Source organism: Pseudomonas faucium (assembly GCF_021602585.1).
GTDB lineage: Bacteria > Pseudomonadota > Gammaproteobacteria > Pseudomonadales > Pseudomonadaceae > Aquipseudomonas > Aquipseudomonas faucium.
The window spans coordinates 47,944-59,953 of sequence record NZ_BQIP01000004.1 but is presented as its reverse complement, the minus strand read 5'-3'; the positions used below and the strand labels follow the sequence as shown (position 1 = coordinate 59,953).

Below are 12,010 nucleotides of genomic sequence, written 5' to 3'. Positions count from 1 at the left end.
GGGTGATTTAGGCGGGCGGTGCAACAGCCGCACCTGGCGCGCACGGGGCGCGCCAGGTGGGTTTCAGGCGAGGGCGGGGGCGCGTTCGACCACGACCTTGCCGGCCTGCAGGCGGACCAGCTGGTCGGCGATGTCGAAGTAGCGGTCGTCGTGGGAGATGACGATGATGGTCTTGCCCAGGCGCTTGAGGTCGGGCAGCAGCTCGGTATAGAAGATGCGCCGGAAGGTCGGGTCCTGGTCGGCGGCCCATTCGTCGAACACCAGCACCGGGCGCTCTTCCAGCCAGGCATTGATCAGCGCCAGGCGCTTGCGCTGGCCGGTGGACAGGTCGGTGGTGCTGAACGCGCCGTCTTGCACCTTGACCTTGTGGGCGATCTCCAGGCGCTCGAGGTAGCGGTTGGCATCGTCGGGGATGTGCGTGTCGCCCTGCACCACGTCATCGAACAGGTAGTAGTCGGCGAACACCGTGGTGAACAGCTGGCGGTAGTCGTCGCGCTGGGCGGCGTCGATGGCCTGGCCGTTGAGCAGGATCTGCCCGTGCTGCGGCGGGTACAGGCCCAGCAGCAGCTTGATCAGGGTGGTCTTGCCGCAGCCGTTCTCGCCGACCACGAAGACGATGTCGCCGTGGTTGATGCGCAGGTTCACCGGCCCGACCTGGAAGGGCTGGGCGCCGGGGCTTGGCGGGTAGACGTAGTTCACCTCGCGCAGCTCCAGGCTGTCGACCGCCACCGGCTTGCTGCCAGGGTCTTGCAGCAGCAGGTGCGGCTCGGGCGAGGAGAACTGCTCGGACAGCTCGGCGATGCGGCGAAAGGCGATCTGCGCGCGGCTGACCACCGGCAAGGTGCCGATCAGGTGTTCCAGCGGGCCTTTCATGTACAGCAGCACCAGGACGAAGCCGCTGATGGCCTTGGGGTCGGCGCTCGGCCAGAGGAACTGCAAGGTAAGGCCCAGGCCGATGACCACGAAGAACAGCATCGAGCCGAAGCTCTTGGCGATCACGAAGGTGTTGATCGAGCGCACCTGGGTGGCGCAGATCTCGTCGGCGGTGTCCTGGATGCCCTGGCGGAACATGCGCTGGCGCCGGGGGCGGTGGATGCGCAGTTCCTTGGCCCCCTCGGCCACCGCGTGGTAGTGCTTCTGCAGGCGGTCTTCGGCATCGCGGGCGGCCATGAAGCCTTTGATGCCGCGGCCGCGGGCGATGTACTGGATGACGCTGCCGATGCCGATCGCCAGCAGCATCATCAGAAACATCGGCAGCGACAGCGTGGCCAGGTAGCCCAGGCAGCCCAGGGTCACGGTCAGCGAGATGGCCAGCGGCGCGAAGGCGAAGGCGAAGTCGCTGATGGTGTCGACGTCGTGGGTCAGTACCGGGATCAGGCGGTGGCTGCGAAAGAGTTCGATCTGCTCGATCGGCGCCGACAGCACCTTTTCGCCCAGGGCTTTGCGCAGCTTGGCGATGATGTGCTGGCCGACGTAGTTGGTGCCGATGTCCGAGCAGATCGAGCTGGCCAGGGCCAGTGCACACAGCCCGGCAAAGCCCAGCACCACGCTGTTGCTCAGGCCGCCTTCGGCGTGCAGGCCACTGTTGATGGTGGCCAGCAGCGCGGTGACGCTGAGGCCACCGACCATGCCCATGACAATCGACAGGCTGACGATCGGCCAGAAGGGTTTGAGCAGGGTGAACAGCTCGCTCAGGGCCCCGCGGGGTTTGGAGGTCATGTTGGTTTCCTGGATCAGAGGCGTGAGTACACCGTTAGGACGAGTGGCCGGGAGGGCAATTTAAGCCTCGGGCCTATAGCTCGCGGACCACCCTGAAGCCCAGCCAGTCGCCCAGGCGCTCGGGGGTGTTGGTGTTGCGGTTGCCCGAGCGCGAGAAGATCGGCGCCTCGCCCCAGTCGTTGCCGCGGATGCTCACCACCTTGCAGCTGCCTTCGGCGCGGCTGGCCTGGCCCCAGGCGCTGCCGTCGGCCGGCGCGCCCTGGTAGCTGTTGTGGTAGCAGTCGGCGACCCATTCGTAGACGTTGCCATGCATGTCGTACACGCCGAAGGCATTGGCCGGGAAGCTGCCCACCGGCGAGCTGTAGCTGAAGCCGTCCTTGGGGCCGTAGACGTTGGCGTGCTGGCTGATTTCCAGGGTGGCATCGGGGTCGAGCGGGAACGGGAACATGCCGCTGCTGCCACCGCGGGCGGCGTATTCACGCTCGGCTTCGCTGACCATGCGGTAGTGCTTGCCGGTCTTGTTCGACAGCCAGGCCACGTAGCCCTGCACGTCGTGGTAGCTCATGCACACCGCCGGTTGCCGCGGGCCTTGCTTGTAGCTCGGCTTGCTGGCGGTGCAGCGCCGGCCAGGGCGGTCGTCGCCGTCGGCGATGCGCGTGCCGCTGGCCTTGAGGTAGGCGTCCCATTCGCCGGCAGTCACTTGGAAACGGCTGATGGCGAAGGGCTTGGCGAAGGTCACCGGGTGCTGCGGGCCTTCGTCGTCCTGGCGGCCCATTTCGTCGGGCGGGGTGCCCATGGTGAAGGTGCCGGCGGGCAGCACCACCATTTCCGGGCACAGCGTGTCGCAGTCGCGAAATACCTTGCCGGGGGTGTCGGTGCCTTGCGCGGCCAGGGCCGGCAGGCTGCAGGCGGCCAGCAGGGCGGCCAGGGTCAGGCGGTTCAGGGGAGCGGTCATGGGCAATGCCTTGTTCACAGGTTGCGAGTGATCAGGGCCATGGCCCGATCGATCTGCTGCTCGTCGTTGAGCAGGCTGGGGGCCAGGCGAATCACCGGGCCGACGTCGCGGTGCACGGCGTCGCACATCACCTTGTTGGCGATCAGGTCGGCGGCGACGGCATCGGCGTTGCGATCCTTGATGCGAAAGAAGGTGAAGCCTGCCGAGTAGCGCTCGCTGCGCGGGGTTACCAGCTGGACCTGGCGATGCTCGGCAAGGCGCTCCTTGAGCAGGCTGTTGAGCTGGTGGATGCGTTGCTGCACCTCGGCCTTGCCCAGCTGCAGGTGCAGCTTGAAGGCTTCGCCGGCGGCCCAGCGGTGCTCGAAGGCGTGGTAGCCGCCGGGGGTCATGATGGTGGCGAAGTCTTCATCGCGGGAGAAGGTGGCGAAGGTCGGCGTCAGGTGTTGCATGCCCGTGGAGGCGGCGCAGATGATGCCGGTGCCGCGTGGGCCGAACATCCACTTGTGGGTGCCGGCGATGAAGTAGTCGCAGTTGAAGTCGGCGAAGCGCGCGTTCTCCACGCCGAAGCCGTGCACGCCATCGACCACGTAGAGGATGCGCTCGGCTTCGCTGCGGTTGCGGTTGTGCCGGCGCACCAGCTCGCCGATCTCGCCCACTGGCAGCTTGACGCCGCTGCCCGAGTGCACCCAGGTCATGCCGAGCACTCGGGTCTGTGGGCCGATGGCTTTGTCGACCGTGCTCAGGACCTGGTCGGTGGACACCGTCCAGGGGTCGTCGAACAGGCGGATCTTGCGCACCGTGGTGCCCTGGCGCTGGCTGCGGAAGGCCAGCGCCTTGTGTGTGGAGTAGTGCTCGTGCTCGGTGACCAGGATCTCTTGGTCGGCGTTCACCGCAAGGCCGCCATAGATCATCGCCAGGCCTTCGGTGGTGCTGCCGGTGAGGGCGACCTGGCGCGGCTGCACGTCAAGGTAGCGCCCGGCCCATTCGCGCACTTCGTCCTCGCGCTGCCATTCGTACTGGCTTTCCCAGTCCATCAGCGCGGCGGGGTTGCGGTCGAGGTCGGCGCGGTGGCGGTCGATGGCCGCCTGCACTGGGCGCGGGTGGGCGGTGACCAGGAAGTTGGCGAAGTGCGCCACCTGCGGGTCGAGCGGGAACAGCGTGCGCAGGTTGCGCCACTTGTCGGCGCCGGTGAGCGGCGTCTCGCTGCTGGCCAGGGCCTCGGGCAGCAGGGGCAGGCTGGCGGCCAGCAGGCCGGCCTGTTTGAGGAAGGTGCGGCGGTTGCTCATGGTCGGGCGGGCTCGCTTCAGCGGTTGGCGACGGGGAGGGCGGCTTTTTGCACCTGCGCCCAGGCGCGCAGGAAGTTGCCCGCCCAGAGCTTGGCGATGTCGGCTTCGCTGTAGCCGCGGGTGAGCAGCTCGGCGGTGACATTGCGGATTTCGCTGACGTCCTTCCAGCCGTCCAGGCCGCCGCCGTCGTTGAAGTCCGAGGCGATGCCGACGTGGTCGATGCCGACCTTCTTCACCGTGTAGTCGATGGCGTCGACGTACTGCTTGAGGGTGGCCTTGGGTTCTTCGTCGAGGATGCTGTAGAGCGAGCTTGCGTACTCGCCGAAGCGCGCCTCGGGCCAGATGGCGATCACCGCATCGCCGGGCATCAGGGCATTGGCCAGGCCTTGCAGCGGTTGCAGGTCGAAGCGCGCGCGCAGGGCGTCGAGCTTGTCCACCACCGGCTGGGTCAGCGGCTTGAGGTACTGGCCGAAGCCGACCACCTGGATGACCCCGCCGCTGTCCTTGATCAGCTGCATTTCCTTGTCGGAGAGGTTGCGCGGGATGTCGACCAAGGCCCGCGGCGCCGAATGCGAGGCCACCAGCGGCGCACGCGACAGGCGCGCGACATCTTCCAGGGCCAGGGTCGACATCTGCGAGACATCGATGATCACGCCCAGGTCGTTCAGGCGCTTGACCGCCTGCTCGCCCAGCGGCGACAGGCCACCCAGTGCGTCGGCGGTGTCGTTGAAGAACGGCAGCGGCCGCGAGGAGTCGGCCCAGTCGTTGTTGCCGACATAGCTGAAGCCGAACATGCGCATGCCGCGTGCCGCCCACAGGTCGAGCTGCGCCAGGTCGTGGCCCAGCGGGTAGGCGTTGAGCATGCTGATGAAGATGGCGAACTTGCCTTCGCCGTTCAGGCGCCGGAAGTCGTCGGGGGTGTAGGCGATGCCGACCTGGTTGGGGAAGTCGCGGACCATGCCGGTGATGATCTTGTAGCGCGCTTCCTGCTCTTGCCGGGCGGCATCGACGAAGCCAGGGGTGGGGCGGTGCGGGGCGTTGGCGCCGTTCCAGATTTCCGGCCAGCCGAACACCGTCAGCGCCGCGCCCGACAGGCGCCCGCGGTTGGCCTTGGCCAGGTCGAACTGGCCGGGGCCGTCCTTGTCCGCTTCGTGGCCGGCGCTGCCCAGGGCCAGTGGCACGGTGACGTGGCTGTCGAACGAGAGCATGTGATCGTGCAGCGCCTCGGCCTGCTGGACGATCTTCAGCGGGTAGCCTGCGTGCAGGTGCCGCCAGTAGAAGTAGCCGGCGGCACTCCCCAGGGCAACCGTCAGGGCCAGGGGCAGGCCGATGTACAGGGCTTTGCGGGAGCGGGTCTTGGTCATTGCCATCTCGTTGCGCGTTGATCGGGTGAGCCTTGCGCCGCAGCGGCGGTGGCGCGGCCAGGGCTTGGGTATCAGGTTGGACGAACGAGGGCGGGGCAAATTTATCGACGGCGCGCGGTGGGCGGGGCGTTAAATTTCGCTGCGTGGGCAACGTTCTAGCCTTGGACAGGCCGTGCTCCATGGCCGCAACGAATGCTCAGGTAGTGGCAATGACGATTTCACGACGCGGGTTCATCGCCGGTGTGGCATTGACGGGCGTGGTAGTACCCGGTGCGCTGTATGCGCGGCATGTGCAGCGCCAGCAGTTCGACGAGCAGTTCCCGGAAACCCCGGGCGAGGCCGTGGTGGAACTGGCCGATGCGACGCTGCAGCAGTTGGGCGATACCTTGCGCGGCGTCTGGCGCTGGAGCTGCCATGGCGCCGATGCCGGCCTGCAAGGCCTGCCCGCAGGGGAGCTGGAGCTGCTGCTGGACGTGGCGCAGAACGGCCGTGGCCTGCGCGGCTACCTGGACACCCCCGAGCGCCTGCGCGGTGAGCAGGAGCCCCGCTACCGGGTGCTCGGCGACCTGCTGACGGAGAAGCCCGGCACCCTGCGCTGGCGCCTGTTTGCCACCCAGGCGGGCGAGGCGCAGGCGGACTATGAATGCCAGGTGGTGCTCGACGAAGCCTGGGGCGGCCTGGGCAATGCCGGGCCGGCCAGCCTCAACGGCCGCATCGCCCGGCTCGACCGGGCCCTGACCCTGCCGCTGCAGGACAACCAGTTCCTGGCGGTCAAGCGCACCTTCCCCGAGCCCCGCGAACGCACGCCGTTGTCACCGGCCTTGCTGGCCTGGCTGGTGGCGCCCGAGCATCGGCTGTTCCACCAGTTGTGGCATGCCTCGCGGGACAAGTGGCACAAGCTGGACGAGCAGAAGCAGGCGTCCCTGCGCGGCCTGGGCTGGCAGCCCGGGCCCCGTGACCAGGAGCGCGATGCCCGCGGCCGGCACAAGGACCGCAATGGTTCGGGGGTGGATTTCTTCTTCATGCACCGGCACATGCTGCGCGCAGCTCGTGCCCTGCAGGACCTGCCCTCGTGGCCGCGGTTTCCGCTGCCGCAGCCGGAGCTGGAGCGCGACCGGGCCGGTTTCGTGCGCTATTTCGACAACCACGATGGCAATGCCTTGCCGCCCACCTGGCTGGCGCCGAGCGATGCGCAGTACACCCAGTGGGTGCGCGACATCAAGACGCCCGACACCTACCACGGCAACTTCCAGGTGTGGGAGTCGCGCTACAGCGACCCGCACTACCTGAGCACGCTGACCCTCGGCCAGTTCGGCTCGGAAATGGAGCTGGGCCTGCACGACTGGCTGCACATGCGCTGGGCGTCGGTGCCGCGTGACCCGTCCAATGGCATGCCGGTGCCGTTTGCGCGGGCGCCGGAGGACTTTGCCGGGCGTTGGTTCGAGGCGCAGAACGACTTTCTCGGCGACCCGTTTTCGTCCCATGTGAACCCGGTGTTCTGGCATTTCCATGGCTGGATCGATGACCGTATCGAGGATTGGTACAGGGCCCATGAGCGCATCCACCCGGGCCAGGTGCGGCGCACTGAAGTCAATGGCGTGCCGTGGTTCGCCCAGGGGCCGTGGGTGGAGGTGGCGGACCCGTGGCTGGGGCCGGATACCCATGGCTGCTCGACGGTGCCTGGGTTGAGGCCGGGGCGCAGCGTGGAGATGGACCCGGAGACCATGAAGCTGGCGTTGCGGATCATTTTTGGGGATGACGACCTGTTTGCCCGGTTGAAGCCCAAAGTGCCGCAGCGGCCTTGGTATGCGCGTAATTTGAAGCTGGCCAAACGCTGATAGCCGTTGTCTTCCCCAGAACCTGAACGCCCCCACGATCCCCTGTGGGAGCCGGCTTGCCGGCGATAGGGCTCTGGCAGGCTGACTGGTTTTTGCCTGCGCCGGCCTCATCGCCGGCAAGCCGGCTCCCACAAGGGCTCCCACAAGGCTTGCTTTTGTGTAATGCGCTGGCGCTCAGCGCTCGACCTGCCACCCGCCACCCAATGCCTTGTACAACGCCACGCTGCCTTGCAGCCGGGCCAGGCGCAGCTGCGCCTGCTGGTCCTGGGCCAGGTACAGGGTGCGCTGGGTTTCCAGCACGCTCAGCAAGGTTTCGGCGCCGGCGCCATAGCGCTGCTGCGCGAGGTCGAAGGCTTGGCGTGCCTGCAGCACTTCCTCATCCTGCCACTGGCGCTGGCGGTCCACGCCGTGGATGGCGTTCAGCGCCTTCTCGACATCGGCAAAGCCAGCCAGGATGCTGCTGCGGTAAGTCTCCAGCAGTTCGTCCTGCTCGGCTTCGGCCAGCTGCCTGGCGGCGCGCAGCCGGCCGTTGTTGAACACCGGCGCCACCAGGCCTGCGGTGAGGGTGTAGTAGGACGTGTCGAACACCTCGGCGAAAGTATTGGCGCCGGTGCCCAGGTTGGCGCCGAGGGTCAGCTTGGGCAGCAGCGCCGCCCGCGCCACTTGCACGTTGGCGCTGGCGGCGGCCAGGCGGGCCTCGGCGGCGGCGATGTCCGGGCGCCGGGCCAGCAGCTCGCTGGGCACGCCGCTGCCGATGGCGGGCCACTGCACGCTGGCGAGTGCCTGCTGGCTGGCTGGCAGCGCCTGCACCGGGTCGCCGAGCAAGGTCGCCAGGGTCACGCGGCTGTCCTGCAACTGTTGTTCGAGCAGCGGCAGCTGGCGCTGCTGGGCGGCCACCAGGCTGCGCTGCTGGGCCAGTTCCAGGCGCGTGGCGGAGCCTGCACGCTCGCGGCTTTCGACCAGGTGCAGCACGTCGCGGGCGTTGCTCAGGTTGAGCTGGGCGATACGCAGTTGTTCACCCAGGGCCAGGCCTTGCAGGTAGCTGTCGGCCACGGCGCTGAACAGGGTCAGCTGCACCGTCTGGCGGTCGAAGCGGCTGGCGTCGAGGCCGTGCAGGGCGCTGGCGCGGGCGGCGCGCAGGCCGCCCCAGAAGTCGAGTTCGTAGCTGGCGCTGAGCTGGGTGCCGAAGGTGGTGTAGGTCGGCTGGCGGCGGCTCACGTCCAGCGAGTCGGCGCCGTCGCCATGCAGCAGGCGCTGGCGGCTGCCGTCCAGGCCCGCCTGCAGCTCCGGCAGCAGCGGGGCGCCGGCGATCACGGCGCGGGCCTGGGCCTGGCGAACCCGCGCCGTGGCGGCCGCCAGGTCATGGGCATTGGCCCGGGCTCGTTCGATGAGCTGGTTCAGCTCGGGGCTGGCAAAGGCTTGCCACCAGGTGGACGACGGCAGGCCAAGGTTGGCGGTGGCTGTTTCGCCTTGCCAGTGCAGCGGGGCGGCGATGCCACTGGCGGGCGGCGGTGGCGTGCTGCAGGCGGCGAGGCCCAGGCACAGGGTCAAAAGGCTGATGCGGCTTGGCAATGTCATGGCTTATTCGCTGGTAAGGGCTTTGACCGGGTCGAGCCGGGAGGCTTTGCGCGCCGGCATGAAGCCGAACACGATGCCGGTGACCACGGCGCAACTGAACGCGCCGAGGATGGCCGGCAGGGCGAAGGCCACGGCCACCTGCGCCAGGGTCAGGGCGCCGCCGATCGCCAGGGCCAGGAGGATGCCGGTGACGCCGCCGACCATCGACAGCATCACCGCTTCGCTGATGAACTGGCGCTGGATGTCGCGCTGGCGGGCGCCGGTGGCCATGCGGATACCGATTTCGCGGGTACGTTCGCGCACGGTCATGAGCATGATGTTCATCACCCCGATGCCGCCGACCAGCAGCGAAATCGCGGCGATGGCCCCGAGCATCAGCGACAGGCTGTTCTGGGTGCGGGCCTCGGCCTGGATCAGCGCTGCGTCGTTGGTCAGTTCGAAGTCGTCCTTGCCCTGGTGGCGCTTGCGCATCAGCTGGGTGATCGCCGCTTCGCTGTCGGCCACCCGGGCCGAGTCGGCGGCGGCGATGATCACGTATTCCGGGTCATGGCTGCCGAACAGGCGGGTGGCGGCGGCGGAATAGGGCACCACGATGCGCTCGTCGCTCTTCTGATCGCCTGAGCTTGCGCCCTTGGCGGCGAGCAGGCCGACCACCTGGAACGGCACGTTGCCGATCAGCAGGTACTGGCCCAGGGCATCGCTGCCGGGGGCCATGAGTTTGTCCCGGACCTTCTGGCCGATCACCGCCACGGCGGCGCCGCTGCGCTCGTCGGCTTCGCTGAAGAAGCTGCCCTCGACCACCGGCCAGTTGAGGATGCGCGGGAACTCGACGTTGTTGCCGCCGACGTAGAACTTCTGGTTGTTGTTGCCATGGCGCACCATCACGTTGCTGCCGATCACCGGCATCACCCGCTGCACCTGGGGCAGCTCGGCGATGGCCGCGACATCGTCGAGGGTGACGATGCCGCCGGGCTCGCGCAGGGTCGGCGGGCGGCCGTTGAGGTAGAGGATGTTGGAGCCGAACGCGGCCATCTGCGCCATCACCTGGCGTTTGCTGCCTTCGCCGACGGCCAGCATGACCACCACCGAGGCCACGCCGATGACGATGCCGAGCAAGGTCAGGGCGGTGCGAAAGCGGTTGATCCACATCACCCGCCAGGCGGCTTGCAGGGCTTCGAGCAGTTCGCCTTGCCAGGCACCGTGCGCGGTGGCGCCGCGGTCCAGGCGCTGGCGCAGGGTATCGGCCTGCAGGCTTTGCGCCGTGGTTTGTGGCGGCTGGCCGGCAGCGGAGTCGCTGACCATCAGGCCATCGCGGATTTCCACCACCCGCCGGGCGCGCTGCGCCACGGCGCGGTCGTGGGTGATGAGGATGATCACATGGCCCTGGCTGGCCAGCTCGTCGAGCAGGGCCATGACTTCGCGGCCACTGTGGCTGTCGAGGGCGCCGGTGGGTTCGTCGGCGAGGATGATGTGGCCGCCGTTCATCAAGGCCCGGGCAATCGACACACGCTGCTGCTGGCCGCCGGAGAGCTGGTGCGGGCGGTTGCCCAGGCGGCTGGCCAGACCCAGGCGGGTCAGCAGGGCGGCGGCGCGGGCGTGGCGTTCGGCCGGTGGGGTGCCGGCGTAGATGGCGGGCATCTCGACGTTTTCCTGGGCCGAGCCGGAGGGGATCAGGTGGTAGCCCTGGAACACGAAGCCGAAGGCTTCGCGGCGTAGCCAGGCCAGTTGGTCGCCGTCCAGCTGGGCGACGTCCTTGCCGGCGAACAGGTAGCTGCCAGTGGTAGGGCGGTCGAGGCAGCCAAGGATGTTCATCAAGGTCGACTTGCCGGAGCCGGAGGCGCCGACGATGGCGATGAACTCGCCGGGCCGGATGCTCAGGCTGATGCCGCGCAGCACCTCGACCGTGGGCGTGTCGCCGCCGCCGTAGGACTTGCGGATATCGCGCAGCTCGATCAGGGGCGTGTCCATTCAACCTCCACTGGCGGCAGGGGCGCCGATGACCAGGCGTTCACCTTCGTCGAGGCCGTCGACGATCTGCACGCGCAGGCGGTCGCTGAGGCCGATGCGCACCTGGCGCTGTTCGACCTTGCCATCCTTGCCCAGCACCTGGGCCAGGCGCAGGCCTTCACCGGCGCCGTCGTCCAGGGCGGCCAGCGGTGCGGTGAGCACTTGGCTGGCGTGGCCGGCGACGAAGAACACCTGGGTGGTCATGTCGGCCATCAGCGCGCCGTCGGGGTTGTCGACGTCCAGCAGCACGGTGTACTGCACCACCTGGCTGGCGGCGGAGCCGGCGCTGGCGCTGAGCGGGCTGCCGCCGCCCTGGCTGGCGTGGGCCAGCGGCTTGGGCGGGATCGGCAAGATCTGGCGCACGGTGCTGTGCCAGCGGCGCTTGCCGCCGGCCAGGGTGGTGAAGTAGGCGGTCATGCCGGGCTTGACCTTGCCGATGTCGGCCTCCGAGACCTGCGCCCACACGGTCATCGGCGACAGTTTGGCGATGCGCAGGATCAGCGGGGTCTGCTGCTGGGCGTTGAGGGTCTGGCCTTCGCGCGCATCCACCGCGACCACGGTGCCGTCCATGGGCGCGTAGATGCGCGTGTAGCCGAGCTCTGCTTCGTCGCTGCGCAGGTTGGCCTGGGCCTGGCGGATTTGCGCCTGGTACATGGCGATGCGGGCCTGGGTCACCTTGAGCTGGGCGTCGGCGGCCTGCAGGTCTTCGGCGCGGGTGGCGCCGGCGGCGGCCAGTTCGCGCTGGCGCTTGTGCTGCTGCTGGGCCAGCAGGTATTGCGCCTGTTGCTCGGCGAGCTGGGCCTTGAGGTTGTCGATCGAGAAACGCCCGGCGTCGAGCCGGGCCTGCTGGGTCGAGGGGTCGATCTCCACCAGCAGCTGGCCCTTGTGCACTTGGTCGCCGGCTTCCACGTGCAGGGTGCGGATCTGCCCGGAGGCCTGGGCCCCGACGTCCACGTAGCGGCGCGGCTGCAGGGTGCCGAGGGCGGTGACACTGCTTTCGATGTCGCCACGGGCAACGGCGACGGTGCTGACCGGCAGGGCGCCATAGGGCAGCGCCTTCCAGGCCAGCAGGCAGCCCAGGGCCAGCAAGCCAAGGCTGCCAAGGGCGATGCGGCGGCGGGTATTGGGTGAGCGTCTCATGCGGGCTTCCAGCCAGGGGTGGGCCACGCGCGGCCAGGGCAGGGCGCGCAGGGAGGTGCCAGTAAGACGAAGGCAGGCAGGGCGGATTTACAGCGGCTGCAGGAGTGTTGCTGAGAATAATTA

General features: G+C 68.4%; 8 protein-coding genes. 1 reads left to right on the top strand and 7 read right to left on the bottom strand.

Features of this window, described 5'->3' with window-relative positions; all coding sequences use genetic code 11:
* Positions 1 to 63: 63 nt before the first annotated feature.
* The 4 genes from L6D75_RS06745 to pvdM form a co-directional block, all read right to left on the bottom strand.
* Complete coding sequence (locus L6D75_RS06745; RefSeq protein WP_176516651.1) at positions 64 to 1,719, bottom strand: cyclic peptide export ABC transporter; 1,656 nt, start codon at positions 1,717 to 1,719, stop codon at positions 64 to 66.
* A 73-nt stretch (positions 1,720 to 1,792) separates the two neighbouring features.
* Positions 1,793 to 2,674, bottom strand: coding sequence for a dihydropyoverdine dehydrogenase (gene pvdO, locus L6D75_RS06740; RefSeq protein WP_176516649.1), 882 nt, complete (start codon positions 2,672 to 2,674; stop codon positions 1,793 to 1,795).
* Between the two features lie 14 nt (positions 2,675 to 2,688).
* Positions 2,689 to 3,960: a pyoverdine-tailoring periplasmic protein PvdN gene (gene pvdN, locus L6D75_RS06735; RefSeq protein ID WP_176516646.1), complete on the bottom strand. Its 1,272-nt coding sequence runs from the start codon at positions 3,958 to 3,960 to the stop codon at positions 2,689 to 2,691.
* A 17-nt stretch (positions 3,961 to 3,977) separates the two neighbouring features.
* Positions 3,978 to 5,324 (bottom strand): pyoverdine-tailoring dipeptidase-like protein PvdM, encoded by a 1,347-nt coding sequence (pvdM, locus tag L6D75_RS06730; RefSeq protein WP_176516644.1) that lies wholly within the window; start codon positions 5,322 to 5,324, stop codon positions 3,978 to 3,980.
* A gap of 209 nt (positions 5,325 to 5,533) precedes the next feature.
* Between pvdM and pvdP the strand changes: the two genes are divergently transcribed.
* Positions 5,534 to 7,162 carry a pyoverdine maturation tyrosinase PvdP gene (gene pvdP / locus L6D75_RS06725; RefSeq protein WP_176516642.1) on the top strand — a complete coding sequence of 543 codons (1,629 nt, stop codon included), beginning with the start codon at positions 5,534 to 5,536 and terminating at the stop codon, positions 7,160 to 7,162.
* Positions 7,163 to 7,336: 174 nt separating this feature from the next.
* Here pvdP and L6D75_RS06720 read toward each other — a convergent pair whose 3' ends face one another.
* Genes L6D75_RS06720 through L6D75_RS06710 form a run of 3 tightly spaced genes read right to left on the bottom strand, consistent with a single transcriptional unit; the run spans position 7,337 to position 11,887 of the window.
* Entirely contained in the window at positions 7,337 to 8,740 is a 1,404-nt protein-coding gene (locus L6D75_RS06720; RefSeq protein WP_176516640.1) for an efflux transporter outer membrane subunit, read from the bottom strand.
* A gap of 3 nt (positions 8,741 to 8,743) precedes the next feature.
* Positions 8,744 to 10,708, bottom strand: coding sequence for a MacB family efflux pump subunit (locus L6D75_RS06715; protein ID WP_176516638.1), 1,965 nt, complete (start codon positions 10,706 to 10,708; stop codon positions 8,744 to 8,746).
* Positions 10,709 to 11,887: an efflux RND transporter periplasmic adaptor subunit gene (locus L6D75_RS06710; protein WP_176516636.1), complete on the bottom strand. Its 1,179-nt coding sequence runs from the start codon at positions 11,885 to 11,887 to the stop codon at positions 10,709 to 10,711.
* Between the last annotated feature and the right edge of the window lie 123 nt (positions 11,888 to 12,010).

Excerpts from the sequence above, each read along its gene's own strand:
- L6D75_RS06745 (WP_176516651.1), bottom strand. The coding sequence starts at position 1,719 with ATGACCTCCAAACCCCGCGGGGCCCTGAGCGAGCTGTTCACCCTGCTC.
- pvdO (WP_176516649.1), bottom strand. The coding sequence starts at position 2,674 with ATGACCGCTCCCCTGAACCGCCTGACCCTGGCCGCCCTGCTGGCCGCC.
- pvdN (WP_176516646.1), bottom strand. The coding sequence starts at position 3,960 with ATGAGCAACCGCCGCACCTTCCTCAAACAGGCCGGCCTGCTGGCCGCC.
- pvdM (WP_176516644.1), bottom strand. The coding sequence starts at position 5,324 with ATGACCAAGACCCGCTCCCGCAAAGCCCTGTACATCGGCCTGCCCCTG.
- pvdP (WP_176516642.1), top strand. The coding sequence starts at position 5,534 with ATGACGATTTCACGACGCGGGTTCATCGCCGGTGTGGCATTGACGGGC.
- L6D75_RS06720 (WP_176516640.1), bottom strand. The coding sequence starts at position 8,740 with ATGACATTGCCAAGCCGCATCAGCCTTTTGACCCTGTGCCTGGGCCTC.
- L6D75_RS06715 (WP_176516638.1), bottom strand. The coding sequence starts at position 10,708 with ATGGACACGCCCCTGATCGAGCTGCGCGATATCCGCAAGTCCTACGGC.
- L6D75_RS06710 (WP_176516636.1), bottom strand. The coding sequence starts at position 11,887 with ATGAGACGCTCACCCAATACCCGCCGCCGCATCGCCCTTGGCAGCCTT.